At 55.4% G+C, this 22,831-nt stretch carries 17 protein-coding genes, 2 tRNA genes and 3 rRNA genes; 12 read left to right on the top strand and 10 right to left on the bottom strand.

The features are described from left to right. The first annotated feature begins 2 nt into the window (after window positions 1-2). From ribD to WCX18_RS09365, 12 genes are all read left to right on the top strand, one after another. A complete protein-coding gene (ribD, locus tag WCX18_RS09420; protein ID WP_345987338.1) occupies window positions 3-1,001 on the top strand; it encodes a bifunctional diaminohydroxyphosphoribosylaminopyrimidine deaminase/5-amino-6-(5-phosphoribosylamino)uracil reductase RibD in 999 nt (332 codons plus the stop codon). Further along, the gene (ubiE, locus tag WCX18_RS09415) at window positions 994-1,704 is read left to right on the top strand and encodes a bifunctional demethylmenaquinone methyltransferase/2-methoxy-6-polyprenyl-1,4-benzoquinol methylase UbiE (RefSeq protein ID WP_345987337.1); all 711 of its coding nucleotides are present in this window, start codon (window positions 994-996) and stop codon (window positions 1,702-1,704) included. The genes ribD and ubiE overlap by 8 nt, the downstream gene beginning before the upstream one ends. Window positions 1,705-1,707: 3 nt before the next feature. Continuing rightward, a complete protein-coding gene (gene xseA / locus WCX18_RS09410) occupies window positions 1,708-2,973 on the top strand; it encodes an exodeoxyribonuclease VII large subunit (protein ID WP_345987336.1) in 1,266 nt (421 codons plus the stop codon). A 344-nt stretch (window positions 2,974-3,317) separates the two neighbouring features. After that, a 16S ribosomal RNA gene (locus tag WCX18_RS09405) occupies window positions 3,318-4,819 on the top strand. Between the two features lie 127 nt (window positions 4,820-4,946). Beyond that, window positions 4,947-5,023 (top strand) — tRNA-Ile (locus WCX18_RS09400). A gap of 12 nt (window positions 5,024-5,035) precedes the next feature. After that, window positions 5,036-5,111 (top strand) — tRNA-Ala (locus WCX18_RS09395). A gap of 189 nt (window positions 5,112-5,300) precedes the next feature. After that, window positions 5,301-8,134 (top strand): 23S ribosomal RNA (locus WCX18_RS09390). Window positions 8,135-8,266: 132 nt separating this feature from the next. Then, window positions 8,267-8,382, top strand: a 5S ribosomal RNA gene (rrf, locus tag WCX18_RS09385). Together the 16S, 23S and 5S rRNA genes with 2 tRNA genes alongside form the textbook arrangement of a ribosomal RNA operon. Window positions 8,383-8,926: 544 nt before the next feature. Continuing rightward, on the top strand, window positions 8,927-10,315 hold the full coding sequence (locus WCX18_RS09380; protein WP_345987335.1) for an outer membrane protein transport protein: 1,389 nt from the start codon (window positions 8,927-8,929) through the stop codon (window positions 10,313-10,315). 115 nt (window positions 10,316-10,430) lie between these two features. After that, the gene (gene ung / locus WCX18_RS09375) at window positions 10,431-11,114 is read left to right on the top strand and encodes a uracil-DNA glycosylase (RefSeq protein ID WP_345987334.1); all 684 of its coding nucleotides are present in this window, start codon (window positions 10,431-10,433) and stop codon (window positions 11,112-11,114) included. 28 nt (window positions 11,115-11,142) lie between these two features. After that, window positions 11,143-11,919, top strand: a complete 777-nt coding sequence (locus tag WCX18_RS09370) for an ABC transporter permease (RefSeq protein WP_345987333.1) — start codon at window positions 11,143-11,145, stop codon at window positions 11,917-11,919. A gap of 3 nt (window positions 11,920-11,922) precedes the next feature. Next, window positions 11,923-12,966, top strand: a complete 1,044-nt coding sequence (locus tag WCX18_RS09365) for an AI-2E family transporter (RefSeq protein ID WP_345987332.1) — start codon at window positions 11,923-11,925, stop codon at window positions 12,964-12,966. Between the two features lie 33 nt (window positions 12,967-12,999). On the opposite strand, the gene WCX18_RS09360 is transcribed toward WCX18_RS09365, so the two are convergent. The 10 genes from WCX18_RS09360 to WCX18_RS09315 form a co-directional block, all read right to left on the bottom strand. Next, window positions 13,000-13,578 carry an SCO family protein gene (locus WCX18_RS09360; protein WP_345987331.1) on the bottom strand — a complete coding sequence of 193 codons (579 nt, stop codon included), beginning with the start codon at window positions 13,576-13,578 and terminating at the stop codon, window positions 13,000-13,002. A gap of 3 nt (window positions 13,579-13,581) precedes the next feature. Next, window positions 13,582-14,055, bottom strand: coding sequence for a hypothetical protein (locus WCX18_RS09355; RefSeq protein ID WP_345987330.1), 474 nt, complete (start codon window positions 14,053-14,055; stop codon window positions 13,582-13,584). Window positions 14,056-14,058: 3 nt separating this feature from the next. Beyond that, a complete protein-coding gene (locus WCX18_RS09350; protein WP_345987329.1) occupies window positions 14,059-14,535 on the bottom strand; it encodes a copper chaperone PCu(A)C in 477 nt (158 codons plus the stop codon). A gap of 162 nt (window positions 14,536-14,697) precedes the next feature. Then, window positions 14,698-15,876, bottom strand: coding sequence for a glutathionylspermidine synthase family protein (locus WCX18_RS09345; RefSeq protein WP_345987328.1), 1,179 nt, complete (start codon window positions 15,874-15,876; stop codon window positions 14,698-14,700). 3 nt (window positions 15,877-15,879) lie between these two features. Next, window positions 15,880-16,440, bottom strand: coding sequence for a hypothetical protein (locus WCX18_RS09340; protein WP_345987327.1), 561 nt, complete (start codon window positions 16,438-16,440; stop codon window positions 15,880-15,882). A 2-nt stretch (window positions 16,441-16,442) separates the two neighbouring features. After that, window positions 16,443-16,910, bottom strand: coding sequence for a hypothetical protein (locus WCX18_RS09335; RefSeq protein WP_345987326.1), 468 nt, complete (start codon window positions 16,908-16,910; stop codon window positions 16,443-16,445). Next, the gene (gene carB, locus WCX18_RS09330) at window positions 16,871-20,128 is read right to left on the bottom strand and encodes a carbamoyl-phosphate synthase large subunit (RefSeq protein ID WP_345987325.1); all 3,258 of its coding nucleotides are present in this window, start codon (window positions 20,126-20,128) and stop codon (window positions 16,871-16,873) included. The genes WCX18_RS09335 and carB overlap by 40 nt, the downstream gene beginning before the upstream one ends. Before the next feature lie 98 nt (window positions 20,129-20,226). Next, entirely contained in the window at window positions 20,227-21,045 is an 819-nt protein-coding gene (locus WCX18_RS09325; protein WP_345987324.1) for a MipA/OmpV family protein, read from the bottom strand. Then, a complete protein-coding gene (gene mreC, locus WCX18_RS09320; protein WP_345987323.1) occupies window positions 21,042-21,800 on the bottom strand; it encodes a rod shape-determining protein MreC in 759 nt (252 codons plus the stop codon). The genes WCX18_RS09325 and mreC overlap by 4 nt, the downstream gene beginning before the upstream one ends. After that, entirely contained in the window at window positions 21,793-22,830 is a 1,038-nt protein-coding gene (locus WCX18_RS09315) for a rod shape-determining protein (protein WP_231018803.1), read from the bottom strand. Before WCX18_RS09315 ends, mreC begins: the two co-directional genes overlap by 8 nt. Between the last annotated feature and the right edge of the window lies 1 nt (window position 22,831).

The following is a 22,831-nucleotide window of genomic DNA, read 5'->3' as shown; positions in this document are numbered from 1 at the left end:
AGATGGCCCAGCCAGATCCGATGGCGCTGGCCGTCGATGCGGCATGGGCTTACCAGGGGTGTACATTCCCCAACCCTGCCGTCGGGGCCGCTGTCACTGACGCTTCCGGTAGAATTCTTTCCGTAGCCGCCCACGAGAAAGCGGGCGGACCCCATGCGGAAGTTCTGGCACTTCAGCAGGCCTTTTCACTTCTCACTTCCGATACCGCTATTCTGCAATTGAAAGATTCCGGTACGATCCACGACTATCTCCTCTCCCATCACAACGGTTGTTTCTCTACCTGTACGATCCATGTGACCCTTGAACCCTGTGCCCATCACGGTAAAACCCCCTCATGCGCCCGCCTGCTGGCAGGTATCGGAATAGGACGGGTCGTCTACGCTGCGGCGGATCCGAATGCCGAGGCGGCCGGCGGGTCGTCCATCCTTAATGAAACGGGTATTAGGGTAGAACACGCTCCTTCCAAAGCGACGGATGATCTGCTGTTTCCCTTCGTACAGTGGCAGACGAAATCTTTTGTGACCTTCAAGTGGGCACAGCGGCTGGACGGGACGGTCGACGGCGGAGTGATCAGCGGGGAGGCGTCGCGCCGTTTCGTACATGCGATGCGTGATGCGTCAGATCTGCTGGTCATCGGCGGCAACACCGTACGCACAGACCGGCCGACACTGGACGCACGACTGGTTGGCGGCAGAGCCCCGGACGTACTGATCTTTTCACACTCTGACGACTTTGACCGGACGATACCGCTGTTCAGCGTTCCCGGACGGAAGGTGCTGATCGCATCGGATCTCAGCGCGATTGAACAGTACCGGAATGTGCTTGTCGAAGGCGGTCCCGGGATGTTCGATGCGGTACAGTCGCGCTGTGACATGTACCTCTGTTTTGTTGCACCGTCGAGCGGTGGTACAATACGCTTTCTGCAACAACCGCAACAATTTGAAATCAGGCATCTCTCCCGCTCGGGGGAGGATGTCAAGCAATGGATGGTGAATGGATAGACAGGAAAAAATCGTATCGATGTTCGACGAGATCGCGCCGACGTATGACAAGGCGAACCGTGTCATGAGTATGGGAGTTGACCGCAGCTGGCGACGCAAAGGGTGCGACAAAGCATTTGCGTTCTATGACCGGCCGGAACTCGACCTGATCGTCGATGTCGCCTGCGGCACCGGGGACATGATGGATTACTGGCGTCAGCGTGCCGCGGTGAAATCAATCAGCGTGAAGAAGATCCTCGGCGTCGACCCCTCGGAAGGGATGGTCGGTGTCGGACGGCAGAAGTTCCCCGATTTTGATTTCGCCATTTCCAAGGCGACGGAGCTGCCCGTTGAGGACAATGCGGCGGATATGCTCAGTATCTCCTACGGTATCCGTAATGTTGTCGAGCGCGAAGCGGCACTGCGTGAGTTCAACCGGGTCCTCAAACCCGGCGGGATGGTGGTGATCCTGGAGTTCATGAAAAACGAGCACCCGTCGATCCTGGGAAAAATCCGCGACTTCTACATGACGAAGGTTCTGCCGAAGATCGGCGGGTTCATCTCCAAGAACAAAGAAGCCTACGAATACCTTCCCAACTCCATCGAGGGCTTTCTGACGGTGGAGGGGATGCGCGGCGAACTGGAAGCGGCCGGCTTCGAGCCGCTCTTTATCCAGAGCTTTTCCATGGACATCTCCACGCTGATCATCGCCAAGAAGGTGTAAAGCGTGAAGGCGGTCTCCGTATCGGCCCTCAACGAACAGATCAAGAACCTTCTCGAGACGACCTTTGTCCAGGTCGCCGTCGAAGGCGAACTCTCCCGAATTACCTATCATAACAGCGGCCATATCTATTTTACCCTCAAAGACAGCGGTTCGGCCATCAGCGGTGTCATGTTCCGGGGCAATGCGGCGCATCTGCGTTTCCGCCTCGAAGAGGGACTCAAGGTTGTCGTCCGCGGCGGGATCACCCTCTACAAACCACGCGGCAGTTATCAGATCAATGCCCAGATCATCGAACCGGCAGGGCAGGGGGCACTGGCACTCGCGTATGAACAGCTCAAGGCACGTCTTTCAGAGGAGGGGCTGTTCGACAGCGAGCGGAAAAAAGCACTGCCGCGCTATCCCAAAAAGATTGCCTTGATCACCTCCGCCACGGGAGCAGCGCTCCAGGATATGAAACGGGTCGCGGTACACCGCTGGCCGCTGACGGAGCTTTTCGTCTACGACAGTATCGTCCAGGGGGAACAGGCACCTTTCTCATTGCTCTCCGCTTTGAATGCAGCCGATAAAGCCGGTTATGATGTGATCGTGCTCAGCCGGGGCGGCGGGAGCATGGAAGATCTGTGGGGATTCAATGACGAAGCATTGGCCCGGGCGGTCGCTGCGGCTGCGACGCCTGTCGTCTCCGCCGTCGGGCATGAAATCGACTGGGTGATTACGGATTTCGTTGCCGATCTTCGGGCACCGACACCCTCCGCGGCGATGCAGATGATACTTCCTGACCAGTACGAGATGATGATGAGCCTTGACGGGCTCCAGGAACAGTATGACCGGCGCATCGGGGAAAAAATACGTAAGGAGAGCCAAAGCGTTCTGCATCTGTTCGAACGTTATAAACAACACTCTGTCGAACAGAGGATCAAAGAGCAATCGAATCTTCTTGTGCAGTTGCAGCAGCGGTATGATCAGAGCATAAGTTATCGGATGAAGCAGGCCGATGGACTGTTAGAGCCGATGGGAGTAAGACTGGGTCAGGCACAGATGATGCTGTTAAACCAGAAGCAGTCACTGCTGAACGCACTGCAGTCAAACATGATTGCCCAGGATCCGAAAAGCAAAGTCAAGAAAGGGTTTGCCCAGGTCGTTAAAGGGGGTCGCCCCGTTTCCCTATATAATGTAAGCGTCGGCGATGAAATCGAGCTGATGGACAGCGACTATACGGCCGTTGCGGAAGTAAAATCCGTCCGCGAAAACAGTACCAATAACAAGTAACAGAATTACATAAATTAGCAGTTTTGAAGAAATTTGAAAAAAAATGAAATTTTCGTCAAAAACCTCTTGACATTGCTTTTGAAATCCCCTATAATTCCCGTCCACAAACGATGAGAGGCATCGAAAAGAGGCCTATCTAGCGGGACTTCGGGTTGAAGATCGCGAAAGTTTGAGATCATTGAAAACTAAGCAAGTGGGATGGACAGACAAGGTCTGGAAGTCTTACTTAGATAAGACACAATAACCGTCTATTACTTGGGAAACTAAGTATAGACACTATACAGCCAATGATTTTATATCTTGGGCTGGATCAGTAATCGCTTCATTTATGAAGTGTCTTTTCAATTATGGAGAGTTTGATCCTGGCTCAGAGTGAACGCTGGCGGCGTGCTTAACACATGCAAGTCGAACGGTAACAGGAAGTAGCTTGCTACTTTGCTGACGAGTGGCGCACGGGTGAGTAATGTATAGGTTACGTGCCCCATAGTCTGGGATAGCCACTGGAAACGTGATTAATACCGGATACTCCTGTTCGCAGGGAAAGTTTTTCGCTATGGGATCGGCCTATATTGTATCAGCTAGTTGGTGAGGTAAGAGCTCACCAAGGCGATGACACATAGCGGGTTTGAGAGGATGATCCGCCACACTGGTACTGAGACACGGACCAGACTCCTACGGGAGGCAGCAGTGAGGAATATTGCACAATGGGGGAAACCCTGATGCAGCAACGCCGCGTGGAGGATGACGCATTTCGGTGTGTAAACTCCTTTTATTAGGGAAGAAAATGACGGTACCTAATGAATAAGCTCCGGCTAACTCCGTGCCAGCAGCCGCGGTAATACGGAGGGAGCAAGCGTTACTCGGAATCACTGGGCGTAAAGGACGCGTAGGCGGGTTTTTAAGTCAGGTGTGAAATCCAATGGCTCAACCATTGAACTGCACTTGAAACTGGGAACCTAGAGTATGGAAGGGGCAGATGGAATTAGTGGTGTAGGGGTAAAATCCGTAGATATCACTAGGAATACCGAAAGCGAAGGCGATCTGCTGGGACATAACTGACGCTGAGGCGTGAAAGCGTGGGGAGCAAACAGGATTAGATACCCTGGTAGTCCACGCCCTAAACGATGAATGCTAGTCGTCGGGGTACTCGTTACTTCGGTGATGCACTTAACAGATTAAGCATTCCGCCTGGGGAGTACGGTCGCAAGATTAAAACTCAAAGGAATAGACGGGGACCCGCACAAGTGGTGGAGCATGTGGTTTAATTCGAAGATACACGAAGAACCTTACCTGGCCTTGACATTGATAGAATTCTGTAGAGATACGGAAGTGCCAGTTTACTGGAGCTTGAAAACAGGTGCTGCACGGCTGTCGTCAGCTCGTGTCGTGAGATGTTGGGTTAAGTCCCGCAACGAGCGCAACCCTCGTCCTTAGTTGCCAGCAGTTCGGCTGGGCACTCTAAGGAGACTGCCTTCGCAAGGAGGAGGAAGGTGAGGACGACGTCAAGTCATCATGGCCCTTACGGCCAGGGCTACACACGTGCTACAATGGGGCGTACAGAGAGTTGCGATACCGCGAGGTGGAGCCAATCTCATAAAGCGTCTCTCAGTTCGGATTGTACTCTGCAACTCGAGTGCATGAAGCTGGAATCACTAGTAATCGTAGATCAGCTAAGCTACGGTGAATACGTTCCCGGGTCTTGTACTCACCGCCCGTCACACCATGGGAGTTGATTTCACCCGAAATCGGGAAGCTAAAGTAGCTACCGCTTACGGTGGAATCAGCGACTGGGGTGAAGTCGTAACAAGGTAACCGTAGGAGAACCTGCGGTTGGATCACCTCCTTTCTAGAGTAACCGGGCACCATTCGTTTGGTGGCCCGAAGAGAAAATCTCACATTTCAGATTGTGTCTGTCCGCTTGCTTGCTTAGTTTTCAGTGATCTGTGTTCTATTGAATTAGAAATGCCGAGAAGGGGCCTATAGCTCAGCTGGTTAGAGTGCACCCCTGATAAGGGTGAGGTCGGAGGTTCAAGTCCTCCTAGGCCCACCAGGATCACTATGTGGGGAATTAGCTCAGCTGGGAGAGCGCCTGCTTTGCACGCAGGAGGTCAGCGGTTCGATCCCGCTATTCTCCACCACGAAGCCTAATACGAGTACTTTTAGAAGTACTGATATTAGACTTCTTAGTGTATAAGAGTCTAAAACGTTCATTGAATTATCATTGTTAAAGTCAACAAATATTTATGAAGATTACTTCGTAAGTATTGCAACTACAATTAAATATTACAGTCTTATTCATATTGAGTAAGGCAGTAAGCGCTAATTAGAATAAAGATATTAAGAGCTATAGGTGGATGCCTAGGCTGGTAGAGGCGATGAAGAGACTACTAGGCTGCGATAAGCCTCGGGAGCTGCCAAGAAGCTTTGATCCGGGATTTCCGAATGGGGCAACCCGGCACGGCGAGAGTCGTGTCACCCTGCGGGAGGAACCAAGGGAAGTGAAACATCTCAGTACCTTGAGGAAAGAAAATCAACCGAGATTCCCAGAGTAGCGGCGAGCGAAATGGGACTAGCCCTAAAGCGTGTAGTGTGTTAGCAGAATCCTTTGGAAAGAGGAGCCATAGAAGGTGATAGCCCTGTAAGCGAAAACTATCTGCATGTTATTCGAGTAGGTCGGGACACGTGTTTATCTTGACTGAACATGGGGGGACCACCCTCCAAGGCTAAATACTACTACCAGACCGATAGCGAACCAGTACCGTGAGGGAAAGTGAAAAGAACCGTGGTGAACGGAGTGAAATAGAACCTGAAACCTATAGCTTACAATCATTCGGAGCCCCATCTTTATGAGGGGTGACGGACTGCCTTTTGCATAATGAGCCTGCGAGTTGTGGTATCTGCAAGGTTAAGCGAACGCGAAGCCGTAGCGAAAGCGAGTCTAATAGGGCGATTAGTCAGATGCTGCAGACCCGAAACTGAGTGATCTATCCATGAGCAGGTTGAAGCCGTGTAAGAGCCGGTGGAGGACCGAACCGATGGGCGTTGAAAAGCCCCCATGACTTGTGGATAGGGGTGAAAGGCCAATCAAACTCAGTGATAGCTGGTTCTCTCCGAAATATATTTAGGTATAGCCTCGAGCATTAGCATACAGGGTAGAGCACTGACAGGCTAGGGCTGCTCACCGCGGTACCAAACCCTATCAAACTCCGAATACTGTATGTGTAACCTCGGGAGTCAGCTGGTGATAAAATCAATCGTCGAGAGGGGAACAACCCAGACTAGCAGCTAAGGTCCCTAAGTTACATCTAAGTGGAAAAGGATGTGGAGTTGCTGAAACAACCAGGAGTTGGCTTAGAAGCAGCCATCCTTTAAAGAAAGCGTAACAGCTCACTGGTCTAGCGATTCTGCGCCGAAAATATAACGGGGCTAAGATGTACACCGAAGCTCTAGACTTAGTTTTACTAAGTGGTAGGAGAGCGTTCCATTCAGCGTTGAAGGTATACCGGCAAGGAGTGCTGGAGCGGATGGAAGTGAGCATGCAGGCATGAGTAGCGATAAAAGCAGTGAGAATCTGCTTCGCCGTAAACCCAAGTTTCCTACGCGATGCTCGTCATCGTAGGGTTAGTCGGGACCTAATCGAGTCCGAAAGGGGTAGACGATGGCAAATCGGTTAATATTCCGATACCGACTGTAGAGCGTGATGGAAGGACGCATAGGCTAAACGAGGTCACTGATGGAATAGTGGCTCGAAGGATGTAGGTTGTAAGGCAGGCAAATCCGCCTTACATGAGACCGAGATCTGACAGGCTGTCGACGCTCTTCGGAGCAGAAACAGAATCGTTGATGCCGTCGTGCCGAGAAAAGTTTCTAAGCATATCTACAGTCGCCCGTACCGTAAACCGACACAGGTGGGTGAGATGAGTATTCTAAGGCGCGTGGAAGAACCCTGGTTAAGGAACTCTGCAAACTAGCACCGTAACTTCGGAATAAGGTGTGCCCGTTGTACGTGAAACCCCTGCGGTGGAGCGGAAGCGGTCCAGCAAAGAGTCCTCCCGACTGTTTACCAAAAACACAGCACTCTGCCAACACGTAAGTGGATGTATAGGGTGACGCCTGCCCGGTGCTCGAATGTTAAAAGGATCCGTTAGCTTTGCGAAGCGGTGAATTGAAGCACGAGTAAACGGCGGCCGTAACTATAACGGTCCTAAGGTAGCGAAATTCCTTGTCGGTTAAATACCGACCTGCATGAATGGCGTAACGAGATGGGAGCTGTCTCAACCAGGGATCCAGTGAAATTGTAGTGGAGGTGAAAATTCCTCCTACCCGCGGAAAGACGGAAAGACCCCGTGCACCTTTACTATAGCTTGACACTGCTATTGGGATATTCATGTGCAGGATAGGTGGGAGCCGTTGATTTAGTGACGCCAGTTGCTAATGAGGCACCCTTGAGATACCACCCTTGAATATTCTGATAGCTAACTGCGCAGAGTTATCCTCTGTCAGGACAATGTCTGGTGGGTAGTTTGACTGGGGCGGTCGCCTCCTAAAAAGTAACGGAGGCTTACAAAGGTTGGCTCAGATGGGTTGGAAATCCATCGTAGTATAATGGCATAAGCCAGCCTGACTGTGAGACATACACGTCGAGCAGAGTCGAAAGACGGTCATAGTGATCCGGTGGTTCTGTGTGGAAGGGCCATCGCTCAAAGGATAAAAGGTACGCCGGGGATAACAGGCTGATCTCCCCCAAGAGCTCACATCGACGGGGAGGTTTGGCACCTCGATGTCGGCTCATCGCATCCTGGGGCTGGAGCAGGTCCCAAGGGTACTGTTCGCCATTTAAAGCGGACGCGAGCTGGGTTCAGAACGTCGTGAGACAGTTCGGTCCCTATCTTCCGTGGGCGTAGGAGAGTTGAGGAGAGCTGACCCTAGTACGAGAGGACCGGGTTGGACGAACCACTGGTGCACCGGTTGTCCTGCCAAGGGCACCGCCGGGTAGCTACGTTCGGATGTGATAACCGCTGAAAGCATCTAAGCGGGAAGCCAACTCCAAGATGAACTCTCCCTGAAGGACGCATGAAGACTACATGCTTGATAGGCTGGGTGTGTACGCAGAGCAATCTGTTTAGCTGACCAGTACTAATAGTCCGTTCGTCTTTTTTCCCTAAAATTAGTGTCTTACTGCCTTACTCAGTATGAGCTGTAATAGCCGTAGTTGCAACCGTTGACTTTAACAATCATAATACCGACACGCAGTCGGATCCAAGAGCTTCTCGAAGCTTTTCGATCCGATTGTCCAGGTGGCTATAGAGAGAGGGAAACGCCCGGCCCCATTCCGAACCCGGAAGCTAAGCCTCTCATCGCTGATAATACTGACCCTTGCAGGGTTGGGAACGTAGGTCGCCGCCTGGTTCTCGGATTTACCCCTCTTTTTAAAATCAATCACTACACGCTTTATTTAACACAATCTATACATGAAATAAATGATCTCATTAGTCTGTATTGCTCATTATGTTGCTCTTTGCTGATTAGAATTCTTTCCACTTTTTAATAGATTGTATCTTCGTGTGTACTACTCCATACACGGAGTGATGGTGTGGTTTCTTTCATGACATCAAGTGTATGCGAAAGTTCACAGCTTGAAGCCCTTGCTATATGACTTTACTGTGTATCAAAACGTAACATCGTGATAAAAAAATCAAAAACATATCTCTTTTTTATAAAAATCATTAAACCGTTAAAAAATATACAGAAAATGAATAAAATATGCTATTTTCATAACACGAAGATATAAATATATTTTATTTGCTCTCTATTGTCTCTTTCGCTTAGAATAATTATAAATCTCCGTTAAGTAGGGCCTTCTGGCTTTATTTCCACTTTATTTTCCGACGCCTATAATGAACGAAATCGGAAGTAAATACTTCCATTTGATTTTTTATTCGTAGGAGAATAGATGACACGTACAATCAAACTGGCAATGGCTGCTGCAATGGCTTTGACTGCAACTTCGGCGTTTGCAACAAACGGAGATAACCTCATGGGACTTGGTGCGAAAGCACGCGGTATGGGTGGCGTAGGCATCGCAACTGCATTCGGCGCTGAAAGCGGTCTGGCAAACCCGGCACTGCTTTCTGCTGTCAAGAGCAATGAGATCTCTTTCGGCGGCACGCTGTTCATGCCAAAGGTTGATTTCGAATCCAATGCATTTGCAGAAGCCTATTCTGCTGCGACAGCTACTCCTGTCATGCCGGTAGAGTCTGATACAAGCAAAGCGGATATGAGCATGATCCCTGAGGTTGCACTCGCTTCACGTATCAATGAAAATGTTGTTGTCGGTATCGGTATGTTCGGTGTAGCCGGTATGGGTACGGATTACCGTGATACGCTCGACCCTGCAAGCGGTGTCAGCAGCAACGGCTCTTTCGGTATGCGTACGAATCTGCAGCTGATGCGCTTCGCCGTACCGGTCTCTTACAGCAATTCCGGTTTCAGCGTTGGTGTCGCTCCGATGCTTCAGTACGGTTCATTGAACATCGCATACGCGATGCCGCTGGCGACAGGCGGTATTGACCCGCAGGGCTCCGGTGTCTCCGAAGATTTCGGTTTCGGCTATGAAGTCGGTATTGCATACGATGCCGGTGCAGTCGGTATCACAGGCCTGACACTGGGTGCCAAGTACCAGTCTTCTATCGACATGACCTATGATCATACGCTTGAAGTAACGTCACAGGCGTTCGGCCTTCAAGGTATCGACGATCATCTTGAGCAGCCGGCAGAGATCGGTTTCGGTATCAGTTATGACGTTCTCGGAAGCGGCAATACCATTGCATTCGATTACAAGCAGATCCGCTGGGCGGATGCGAAAGGATACAAAGAGTTTGAGTGGGACAACCAGAATGTCTTCTCCGTCGGTTACCAATATGAGAGAAACAACTGGGCAGTCCGCCTTGGTTACAACTATGCAGAGAACCCGATTCAGGAACAGGCTGGCGCTGCAGCTGGTTTCACTCCAGCTGGGATGCCTGTCAATTATGAGGGTGCAGTCAAAAACTTCTTCAACCTCGCTGGATTCCCGGCAGTTGTCGAATCGCATATCACAGCCGGTGGTACATACAGCTTCACGGACATGATTTCTGTCGATGCAGCCTTTGTCTACGCACCGGAAGTCAGTTTCTCCTATGACACGACTGCAATGGGCCAGGGGCTTGCTGCAAATATGGTCCTTCAAAACGGCGGTTCACCCGCAGATGCCGGTGCAGCGGCAGCAGCCACAGGTGACTCTTCTGCTGACGTAAAACACTCCCAGACAGGTGTGACAGTACAGCTGAACTATGCGTTCTAAGCGCATCGTGCATTAACAACTTCATTCTTCCGCCTTCGGGCGGACTCCTCCCGTTTTACGCATCCCAAACACTTTCTTTTGTATACTACGTCGGATTCTCTATATGGACGGTGCTATGCAGATTGACCCCAAGATCGACCCCTCCTGGAAAGCAGTGCTGGCCTCGGAATTCGAGCAGGCCTATTTCACGGAACTCAAAACGTTTCTCCTTGCTGAGAAAGCTGCCTTGCCCATCTACCCGAAGGGCGCCGATATCTTTGCTGCATACAACCTGACACCCTATGAGAACGTCAAAGTCGTTATTCTCGGGCAGGACCCCTACCACGGGCCAAACCAGGCGCACGGGCTTGCATTCTCCGTGCAGCGCGGCATAGCGCATCCGCCCTCCTTGCAGAACATCTTCAAGGAGCTCAGAGACGACATCGGCTGCGACGTCCCGCAGAACGGAACGCTGGAAGCATGGGCGGAGCAGGGGGTATTTCTGCTCAATACGGTTTTGACTGTCCGTGCAGGGCAGGCGCATTCGCACAAGGAACAGGGGTGGGAGCGTTTCACCGATGCGACCATCAAGGCCCTCAGCGACGGCCGGGAGAAGTTGGTCTTCATCCTCTGGGGCCGGCCTGCCCAGATGAAGGCCTCGCTCATCGACGCTTCACGCCATCACATCATTGTCTCGCCGCACCCTTCGCCGCTCTCCGCGTACCGTGGTTTTTTCGGTTCCAAACCTTTTTCACGGACCAATGCCTACCTGCAAAGCGCGGGCATCGCTCCGATCGACTGGTGCCTTTCAGATGCATGACTTTCCGCGTAAAACGCTTTTCTTGCTGATGCTGATCGTTCTGGTGACCTTTCTGGGCGGTTTCCTCTATACGGCCGATCCCTACCTGCTGCATCGCGATGCGATTCTCTCCGCCCCCTCGCTGGCCCACCCGTTCGGGACCGACCGGCTCGGACGGGACCTACTGGCGCGCATCATCGAAGGCGGAAAGATTTCGCTCATTATCGGCGTAGGCAGCGCATTGATCGGGACTTTCCTCGGCTTCATCCTCGGGGCGATCGCGGGGTATGCCAGGGGGATCGTCGACAAAGGTTTCGTCATCGTAGTGGACCTGTTCCTGACCTTCCCGACCTTTTTCCTACTGCTGGCTTTGGTGAGTTACGTCAACGCCTCGGCATTGGTGCTGATCCTTATCATCTCGGTAACGGGCTGGATGACGACGGCACGCCTGGTGCGTTCGGAAAGTTTTGCCGTGACGTCGCAGCCCTTTATCAAGATATTGGGGATCGCCGGGGTATCGCGGACGAAGATCCTGCTCAAATACTACGCCCCGCTGCTGGCCCCGATCTTCTTCGTCAGCTTCACCTTTGGCGTGGGAGGGGCGATCCTCTCCGAATCGGGGCTGAGCTTCCTGGGACTGGGGATCGTAGCGCCGCAGATGAGCTGGGGAACGATCCTCAGCAACGGCAAAGAGGTGATCGACATCGCGTGGTGGGTCAGTTTCTTTCCGGGGCTGATGATTTTCCTGGTCACGCTCTGTCTGATGAACCTTGCCAACTATCTGCAGCAGCGGACCAACAAGAAAAAAATCCAGTCAGGAGCCTAATTGATGCAACAGACTAACCGTTTCGGAAACGTCTTTATTATCCTTGCTGCCGTTGTCATCGTGTTTGCCGGTATCAAGGCGGCATCGGCGATCATCATCCCTTTCCTGCTCGCGCTTTTCCTCGCGATCATCCTGATGCCGCTGCTGCACTTCCTGATGGCGCGAAAAATCCCGATGGCACTGGCGATGCTGATGCTTATCGGCGTGCTGCTTCTCTTCTTTGCCCTCTTCGGCGTCATCGTCGGCCATGCCACGAATGATTTCATCGGCAACCTTCCGGGGTATGAAGCCGATCTGCGGAGCCGTCTCGGCGGGGTGGCGGCCTGGCTGACAAACCAGGGGATGGCACTACCGGAAAAGAACCTGCAGTCGCTGCTCGATCCCGGTGCCGTCTTTGCCTATATGACAGGGGCGCTCAAGGGGTTCGGATCGATTCTGACAAACGGATTCGTCATTTTGCTGACGACGGTATTCATGCTGCTCGAGGGTGTCGCCTACCGTAACAAGATCGCCTTTATCTACCGCCGGAATAACTCTGAAGGTCAGAAGCATCTCAATGAGATCCTCGCAAAGATCAACCACTATATGGCGCTCAAGGCGCTGATCAGTGCCGGGACGGGCTTCCTTGTTTACCTGCTGCTGCTCCTTTTCGGTCTGGATTATCCGGTGTTGTGGGGCGTCGTGGCGTTTCTGCTCAATTTTATTCCCAATATCGGGTCGATCATGGCTGCCGTACCGGCCGTTTTGCTGGCGCTGCTCCAGCTGGACCTTGCTTCGGCATTCTGGATCGCGGCAGGTTATGTCGTGATCAATGTCCTGGTGGGGTCGGTCATTGAGCCGAAGGTAATGGGACGGGGGCTTGATCTCTCGACGCTTGTCGTATTCCTGTCGTTGATCTTCTGGGGGTGGCTGCTGGGGCCGGTCGGCATGCTGCTCTCCATCCCGCTGACAATAATGGTCAAAATCGTTTTTGATTCGGAAGAGTCGACCCGCTGGATCGCCGTACTGCTCGGCACGGGCGGAAACGGTCAGGCGGAAGAGGCATAACGGCAAAGCTTCGTGGTTCGCCCGGCCGTGGAATTAATGTGCGATTCCGAGTGCTTTTTCCATATGCGTCAGCGTTTCGCGGGGATCGATGCTGTGGTTCAGGCGGGAACTGAAGTTCCCCTGTTTGTCAAAGAAGTAGACGTAGGAGGTGTGGCCGACGGTGTAGCCCATCGCTTTGCTCCCCCCTTTGATAATCGTGTATTCGGTCCCCTCGTAACGTGAGACGACTTCGTCGATCTGCGCTTTTGTCCCCGTCACGCCGAGGTAGGTAGGGTAGAAGTATTCGACATACTCCTTGAGGCTCTTCGGCGTATCGCGGTCGGTGTCGACGCTGACAAAGATCACCTGCATCGCTTCGGCCGCTTCGGGCGGCAGCAGTTTCATGGCCCCCGTCAGGTTGGAGAAGGTCGTCGGGCAGATATCGGGACAGTAGGTGTAGCCGAAATAGACGGCGACGGCCTTTTTACCCCGGAAGTCGCTGAGGCTGACCGGGCCGTCGGCACTCTCAAGCGTAAAGTCGTAATGTTTGCGTTCCACGGTGGGAATGACATAGAAGTAGGCGCCAACGGCCAGCAGCAGGGGGAAAAGAATCAGGATCAGACGTTGGACCATGGGTTACTCCGTCGAAAAGGTGAAATAGGTGCCGATGCGCCTGGTCGGCTCTTCGGCAATAATGTTGGCGCGCCAGTCCATCCGCCCCGAACAGGCCGGGATCATCCCTTCGCCGCTGTAATTGCCGTCGCTCGTGCGTGTCAGGGTATAGTTGTAACGTCCCATATTCATATTGAGACCGTAGATTTCCACTTTCAGGGTGTCGTAGCGGCCCTCGGTAGCGAGGTGCAGCTGCAGCTTCTGCATGACCGGGATGGGACGCGGGCTCATGGCGAAGGTTACAGGAGTGCCGTCGCCCATCGTCGCCGTACACGCACCTGCATGCAGATCACACTCCTGCGCAGGCGTTCCGAATTTGACGTCGCCGCTGAGCCATTCGTAGATGACGTCGGCATCGTAGGCCAGGTAGGCAAAGACGAGCAAAATGGCCACCCCAAGCTGGATGGCGAGGATTTTAAAGAGTTTTTTGAGACTCACCCGTTACTTTCCGCATTTGCCGCTGCCGCATTTCATTTTTTGCTGCATCATCATACCGGCCACTTTTTTGACCGGGGCCTCAAGCGTAATACTCTCGCCGTCGGAGAAGTTCAGCGTGATCGTGACGTTTTCCCCCGCTTTGAGCTTCTGTGTCAGCCCGATGAGCATGACATGCAGGCCGCCCGGTTGCAGCATCGTCGTTCCGCCGGCCGGAATGTCGATCTTCGGGATCTGGCGCATCTGCATCATACCGTCGACATTCACATGTTCATGCAGTTCAACGGTCTTGGCAGCTGTAGAAGCGGCGCTCACCAGCGCGACCGGTTTGTCTGTCGGGTTCTTCAGTTCCATAAATGCGGCACTGTTGGGCAGGTTTGGCGGCACTTCGCGGACGTAGATGCCGGAGACTTCGATGGAGTGGGCGGAGAGGCCGGCGATGAAGAAGAGCGAAGTGAACAGTAGCGTGTTGAGGAGTTTCATGTTGTGGTTCCTTTGATATGAATGCGCGGACGTGCAGCTCCCCCGAGGCGTGATGCCTGTTCGTTGTCGCATATCGGCATGTAAGTATAGTATAGAAAAATTGTGTAACAGCAGTGTTAAATTTGTATTAAACGGCGCAGACACCCTGCTGCGCTCCTGCGGTCAGTTCAGGACATGCCCCACGAACTTGCTCATATTGTCCAGGATCTCGCCGCCGCGGCGGAAACCGAGCCCGCACGCCTCGTAGGCGAAGAAGACCCCGGCCTGGTAGCGGTTGCCGTCGCGGTCCTGCGGGAATTCGGCATACGCCTGGTAGACAGGGCGGTAGTTGCCGTAAGGGCCCTCCGTTGCGTGCAGGATGCTGCCGTCACTGGCGATAATCTTTGTATTGGCCCCTTCGCGGCCGAACATCCGCTTCTCTACCTGTTTTGTGCCCTCAAGCGGTTCGAAGGAGGTTTGGAGCAGGTAGGGGGAGTCGGGGAAGAGGTCACAGAGGATCTTCATCATCCCCTTGGATTGGAAAAGCAGGGTATAGGCCGGGTTGAGAATGATCGCTTTCTGGTTCTGCATGATATTGCCCAGCAGGACCGCGAGTTCCGGTTCGTCGGTGGCGATGTCCTCCCAGGGGTAGAGCTTGAACCAGTACTCGTAGGGGTTGTCGGAAGCATCAAAGATCCCCTCGTCATCGAAGCGGACGTTCTGCAGGAACTCGAAGCCCGTCGCGAACCCGGCATCGGTCGCGATCTGGCGCAGGAGCTTCGTCGTCACCTCCTCCTCGTCGTTGCCTTCGACGCTGCTGAAAAGGATCTTCCAGCCGTCGTAGAACTTCTCGAAATCGTCCGGATCGTCAAAGAGGGTGACGAGGCGGCGGAAGTTTTGGGTGATCGCCTCGTAGATGTTGTTGAACTGGCGCGCTTCATCCAGACCGTTGTGCTTGAGCAGCGCCCACTGCAGCACGGCGCTTTCATAGAGCCCCGTCGGTGTGTCGGCATTGAACTCGATCAGCTTGATCGGCGTCCCGTCGATGCCGCCGGCAAGGTCGAAGCGGCCGTAGACGTGCCAGTGCACGTCATTTTCCCAGCTCTTCTTAATCGGCTCGACCAGGTTGAAGGGGATGCCGAGGTCGAAAAAGAGCTCGTTCTCAATGACATATTCGGCCGCCTGGACATACATGTCGTAGAGGGTATTGGCTGCTTCGTAGTAGGCTTCGGCTTCGGCATCACTGACAAGCACCAGTTCGTCGGAAACATAGTGCGTGCCATCCCTGTCGGTGTGCCAGGTGAAGCCGAGCTGTTCGAGGGTGTTGTCGGGCAGTGCCGAAACGGTATCGAGTCGCACCATGGGTCAGCCTCCGTAGGTGGTGGAAGAGGAGGTCGATGTTCCCGTTTTCGATCCCCCGAAAAAGCTCTTCTTCGTACTGCTGCCTGCCTTGCTCTTCTGGGTCGCATGGTAGGCGCTCTTGTTGACGCGGTCTGCATGCTGGCGGTAGTTGGCGTTGTTCATCAGGGCGTTGCCGATCATATTCCCCAGCAGCGACCCGGCGGCGACGGCGAGGATCGTCCCGGCGAGCCCCATGCCTTCACCTTCGGGCGCACGGTTCAGTTCGCTCTCGCCCGCCTGCATCTTTGCATACTCCTGCTCGGCCAGCGCTTTCATCTCTGCTTCGTTCATGAAGCGCTCCGTGACGGTGCCGTTGGCATCGTATTCGCGGATGATGGCACGGTTGGGCCCGTCGGTCGGCACCTCTTCGACGACAACGTACTTGCCGCTGGGCTGCTGATGGACGACGAGGAAGCGGTTCTGTGGCTCCTGCTGCTCCTGGACGCATCCCGAAAGGACGCTCATCATCGTGATGCCGGCCGTACCGAGATAGAGGCCCGAGGCGATTGCTTTGACATGCTTCATACTTATCTGATTCTCCGTTTTTTCTGTTGGTTCAGTTGATAGATGATGGACGGGGCGGTTTCGTAGAGCCCCCGTGCATCCTCGATGACGGCGTCAGCCTTCGCGAAGGCGTATGCGGCGTCAAAACGTCCCCCCGCAGCATTGGCGGAGGTGGAATAGAGCCAGCCGTAGGGGCGCAGCAGCCGGTGGTAGCTTCCCGCGGGAACGATGCGGAAGGCTCCCCCCTTGACGATATAGGTCGTTTTTTCTCTGCGCCGTGCTTCGCGTTTGAAACGAGCGGGAATGCGCCCGGTCTGTTTATAGACTTTTAGCGAGGCGAAGGTTTTGAGAAAGGGTTTCGCCGCCGGCCGGCTTTTGGCACGGGCGAGGGCCTCCGCGTTCTGCGATACGAAACCGACGGTCGTGTCGGTCTGTACTAGCAGGACCCCTGTCAGGCCAGGTAGTCTTGAAGGGCTTGCGGGGCGGTCCAAGCGTCGTCCTTCATGTGACCGAGCGCATCGATCGCGGCGCGGGCGGCGCTGAGCGTCGTGAAGTAGGGGATGTTCATCCGCAGGACGATCTGGCGGATAACGGTGGCGTCTTTTTTCGATGTGTTGTTGTCGGACGTGTTGATCGCCATCGTGATGTCGCCGTTTTTCATCATATCTTCGATGTTCGGGCGTCCCTCGGAGATCTTGAGCACCGGTTCGCACGGAATGCCGGCCGCTTCGATCACCTTCTGGGTGCCGCGGGTCGCGACAAGCTTGAAGCCGTGTTCGTGCAGGCCGCGGGCAATCTCGACGCCGGCGGGTTTATCCATCTCGATGAAGGAGAGGAAACAGGTACCCGACGTCGGGATGCGGTTGCCCGCCGCCATCTGCGATTTGGCAAAGCTGACGCCGAAGCTGGAGCTGATCCCCATGACTTCGCCGGTCGATTTCATCTCCGGGCTCAGCACCAGGTCGGCACCGTAGAGCTTGTTGAACGGGAAGACCGCCTCTTTGAGGGCGATGTGGTCGCGCAGGCGCGGTTTGAGCAGGCCGTTCTCTTCGATGACGATGTCGTAGCGGTCGTAGAAGGCAAGGGCAGCTCTAAGGGTGTCGCCCATCATGACGCGGGTGGCGACTTTCGCCAGCGGCATGCCCGTCGCCTTGGAGACGAACGGGACGGTGCGCGATGCACGCGGGTTGACCTCGATGAGGTAGACCTCGTTCTGGTAGATGGCGTACTGGATGTTCAGCAGGCCGATGACGCCGAGGCCCAGGGCGATGGTCTTTGTCTGCTGTTCGACCTGTTCGCGCAGGGCGTCGCTGAGGTTGACCGGCGGCAGGGAACAGGCGGAGTCGCCGGAGTGGATACCGGCCTCTTCGATGTGCTGCATGACCGAGCCGATATAGACCTCGCTGCCGTCGCAGATGGCATCGACGTCAAGCTCGACCGCCTGGTCGAGGAACTTGTCGACGAGGACCGGCGCATCGTTGGAGACGGAGACCGCTTCGTCCATGTACTGGCGCAGCTCTTCCTCTTTGTAGACGATGCGCATCGCGCGGCCGCCGAGGACGAAGGAGGGGCGCACGAGAACAGGGTAGCCCAGCCGCGACGCGACGCTGATCGCCTCCTCTTTGGTCTTCGCGATGCCGTTTTCAGGCTGCTTGAGGTTGTGCTTGGTGACAAAGTCGGCGAACTTCTCGCGGTCTTCGGCCAGGTCGATCACCTTTGCCGGCGTCCCCGCGATCTGCGCGCCGATGGCGGTGAGCGGGTTGGCGAGTTTCAGCGGGGTCTGGCCGCCGAAGTGGACGATGATGCCGTTGGGTTTCTCAAACTCGATCACTTCGCGGACATGCTCAAGGTCGATCGGCTCGAAGTAGAGGACATCCGAGGTGTCGTAGTCGGTCGAGACGGTCTCGGGGTTACAGTTGTACATGATCGTCTCGATCCCCATCTCTTCAAGGGCGAAGGCGGCGTGAACGCAGCAGTAGTCGAACTCGATCCCCTGGCCGATGCGGTTCGGGCCGCCGCCGAGGATCATCACCTTTTTCTTGTCCGAAGCGCGTGAAGGCTGTTCGGGGAAGGTCGTGATGTTCGTCGAGGAGTAGAGATACGGTGTCAGCGCCTCGAACTCGGCGGCACAGGTATCGACCTCGTTGTACTCGAGATGGATGCCCATGCGTTTACGCGCGTTGTAGATGTCGCTCTCGCGGATGTCACCGGCACCTTGTTTGGCGATCAGCTGTGCGATCTTCTTGTCGCTGAAGCCGTTGGCTTTGGCTTTGCGCAGGCGTACGGCGTCGTTGAGGATATCGAGGTCGATCGTCTGCTCTTCGGCGACGATCTCTTCGATCTGGTAGAGGAACCACGGATCGATCTTGGAGAGTTCGAAGAGCTCTTCCACGCCCATGCCGCGGCGGAAGCCTTCGGCGACGTAGAGCATCCGCTCGGCGTTGGGACGGCGGATCTCGTGGCGGATGTGATCCATGTCGCCCGCCATCTCGTCAAAGCCGCAGAGGCCCGTCTCAAGCGAACAGAGCGCCTTCTGCATGGACTCTTTGAAAGTCCGGCCGACGGCCATCGCCTCGCCGACGGATTTCATCCCCGTCGTCAGGGTGCTTTCGGCTTCGGGGAACTTCTCGAAGGTGAAGCGCGGCGTCTTCGTGACGATGTAGTCGATGACCGGTTCGAAGGAGGCCGGGGTGCCGGTGATGTCGTTGGTGATCTCGTCCAAGGTGAAGCCGACGGCGAGCAGGGTCGCGACTTTGGCAATCGGGTAGCCCGTCGCTTTGGAGGCGAGCGCCGAGGAGCGCGATACGCGCGGGTTCATCTCGATGACGATCATACGTCCCGTTTTCGGGTCGACGGAGAACTGGACGTTGGAGCCGCCGGTATCGACGCCGATCTCGCGCAGAATCTCGAAGGAGGCGTCGCGCATGCGCTGGTACTCTTTGTCGGTGAGCGTCAGTGCCGGGGCGATGGTGATGGAGTCGCCGGTATGGACCCCCATCGGGTCGAAGTTTTCGATGGAACAGACGATGATGCAGTTGTCCGCGCGGTCGCGGATGACCTCCATCTCGTACTCTTTCCAGCCCAGCAGGGACTCTTCGACGAGGATCTCGGTAATCGGGCTCTCATCCAGGCCGCGCTGGGCGAGGAGTTTGTACTCGTCGATGTTGTAGGCAACGCCCGAACCGCCGCCGGCAAGGGTATAGGAGGCGCGGATGATAATCGGGAAGCCGATCTCTTCGGCCGCGGCCATGGCCTCGTCCATGTTGTAGGCGTAGCGCGAATGCGGCAGGTCCATACCAAGCTTGATCATCGCTTCCTTGAAGGCCTGGCGGTCTTCGCCTTTCTTGATCGCATCGGGGTTGGCGCCGAGGAACTCAATGCCTTCGAGCATCCCTTTTTCGTACATACTCATGGCGGCATTGAGGGCCGTCTGCCCGCCCATGGTCGGCAGGATCGCGTCGACGTTCTCTTTCTCGATGATCTGGGCGATGATCTCTTCTTTGATCGGCTCGATGTAGGTGCGGTCCGCAAACTCCGGGTCCGTCATGATCGTCGCAGGGTTGGAGTTGATCAGGACGACACGGTAACCGAGCTCTTTGAGCGTTTTGACCGCCTGGGTGCCGGAGTAGTCGAATTCACAGGCCTGACCGATCACGATCGGGCCGGAGCCGATAAGCAGAATCGTTTTAATATCATCGCGTTTTGGCATTGATACCCTTCGGAAAAAAGATAAAATTTCAGGAGGATATTATAGTCGGGAGGCCCTTAAAAAGGGGTGAAGAACAGGGGGCGCTTTTCCCGCGCCGCTCAGCGTTTTTCCGGCGGGTTCAGGACGGCTTTTTCTTCGCCGAAAAGATTGAAGGAGTAGAGCAGGGAAAGCATGCCGCTGTACATGTACCGGGTCCCCGTCAGGGGGCTCTCGGAGACGGGGTCGCCGAAGCGGTCGGCGCGGAGATTGCCGAGCAGGTGCCAGTGTGCGTTGATGTTGTATTTGACGTAGGTCTGCACGGCCAGGTTCAGCGTGGCGTCGCTGCGGTAGGCCGGCCGGCCGATCAGCAGGTTTTCTTCGCTGTTTTTGACGCCGAAATAGTAGTTCGCAAAGGGCTGGGAGAGCCAGACGGCGAGAACGCTCGGCACAAAGTACCAGTCGCCGACGCTGAAGCTCTGCCCCGCCTCCAGCCGCAGTTTCGTACCATTGTTCGTATCGGTAATGTCGTGAAGGATGAGGAACTCCGCGAAGAAGTCACCGCGGGCGTAGCTGGCCGCGAGGCCCCCCTCCCAGCCGCTGTCACGCTCCGTCATCCCCTGCAGGATGGGCGTCTTTGCGCGGTCGTTCAACTGGGTCAGCGCGCGGCGCTCGTAGTAGCCGAGGATCTGGGGCTGCGCCGTGAAAGAGAGCCCCCAGCTCTGCGTCTCGCCGCTTTCACCGAGGAAATACATCCCGACCCGGGTCCAGCGGATGTAGAAGAGGGAGTTGTCAAAGAAGATGACGGGTGTTCCCAGGATGACGGGGTCGGCATCTTTGTAGGGCAGGGTCTGGAAATAGGGGCCGGCACCCAGAAAGACATCGTCTTTGGAAAAGAGCAGGAGCGGCAGCAGCAGGGTAAGGAGGAAAAACTTTTTCATCGGATGCGGGTGATCACGTGGAAATAATCCGGATCGTTTCCTTTGTAGTAGGGCTCGATGACGGCGTTCTGGTAGCCGCCGGTAAGCTCGATGGATTTAACCGTCCCGACCTTGATGGCGGGAAAAAAGAGGTGGTCCAGGCCGGAGGTGACGACTTCGTCGCCCACGGTAATGCCGATCCAGGTCGGGATGTACTGCACGAGCATCGTGTCGCTGTTGCGCCCGCGGACGATCCCCGGGGCCTTGTTGGGGCCGACGAAGACGGCGTAGGTGCACTGGTAGTCGCCGTTGAGCAGGGCCAGCGGCCGGCCGTCGCGCGCCGTGACGATGCCCGCGGCCGTTTCGTTGTAGACCATGCCGTAAAGACGCGAGGCGTTGAAATCCTCCATCTGCAGCCAGAGCTTGGTCATGTCGGCGAAGTTGGCATAGGCGATGGTACGGACAAGGGCAATGCGGGGGTCATAGCGGAAGGTGGAGTTGTTTTCCGCCAGCAGGGCGTTGAACTCGGTGGCCATCTCGTGCAGGATGAGGTGCGACTGTCGGTAGAGTTCCGCCTCTCTGCGCAGCGTTTGGATGGTCTGCTGCTGTTCGAAATTCTCCTCGATCATATTGCCGACACCGGTCGTAAAGGTATTCCAGGAGTGGTTGATCCATTGCAGGCCGGAGAGCAGGGGGGATTGCAGGGTCGTCGAAAAGAAGACGGAGCCCGCGAACAGCAGGAGCAGGAGCAGGAGCGCGGAGGCGCGCTTACTCATTTTCGAAGAGTTCCTGGAGCAGGTCGATCTCCTCCAGGGCGCGTCCCGTTCCCTTGGCAACGGCCAGGAGCGGTTCGTCGGCGACGAAGACAGGGATACGGATGATGTCGGCCAGGAACTTGTCGAGCTGGCGGATCAGGGCGCCGCCGCCTGTGAGGATGATCCCGTGGTCGACGATGTCGCCGGCGAGGTCGGGCGGCATCTTCTCAAGGACGTCGCGCAGGGCCTCGGCGATCTCTTTGAGGGGCTCTTTCATCGCTTCGTAGGCGTCGTCGCTGGTGAGCTCGATGGTGCTGAGCATCCCTTCGACCTGGTCGCGGCCCGTCGCGACTTTTGTCAGGCGTTTTTCCAGCGGCAGAGCCGTACCGATCTCGATCTTGATCTCCTCGGCGGTACGGTCGCCGATGAGGAGGTTGTATTTGCGTTTGACGTAGTCGATGATCGCTTTGTCGATCTTGTCGCCGGCGGTGCGGATGGACTTGGAGAGCACCAGGCCGCCAAGGCTGACGACGCCGATCTCGGTCGTACCGCCGCCGATATCGACGACGAGGTTCCCCTGCGGTTCGCGGATGTCCACGCCGGCGCCGATCGCGGCGGCCATCGGTTCCTCGATGAGGAAGACCTCGCGGGCGCCCGCGGAGAGGGCCGATTCGCGGACGGCTTTACGTTCGACCTGCGTCAGGCCGTAGGGCACGCAGATGATGATACGCGGGCTGATCAGCGCCGAGCGGCCGTGGGCCTTCTCGATGAACTTGCGGATCATCTTTTCGGTCATGTCGAAGTCGGCGATGACGCCGTCTTTCATCGGGCGGATGGCGCGGATGTTGCCCGGGGTTTTCCCGACCATCTCCTTGGCCTCGTGCCCGACGGCCAGGACGCGCTGCTGGCCGAATTTTTCCATCTTCACGGCGACGACGGAGGGCTCGTTGATGATAATGCCGTGTCCCTTGGCGATGACGAGGGTATTGGCCGTCCCCAGGTCGATGGAGAGGTCGTTGGAGAAGAGTCCAATCAGTTTGTTCAGAAGCATC

It is taken from the genome of Sulfurimonas sp. HSL1-2 (genome assembly GCF_039645565.1).
GTDB classification, from domain to species: domain Bacteria; phylum Campylobacterota; class Campylobacteria; order Campylobacterales; family Sulfurimonadaceae; genus Thiomicrolovo; species Thiomicrolovo zhangzhouensis.
This window is presented reverse-complemented; position numbering and strand designations above follow the sequence as displayed.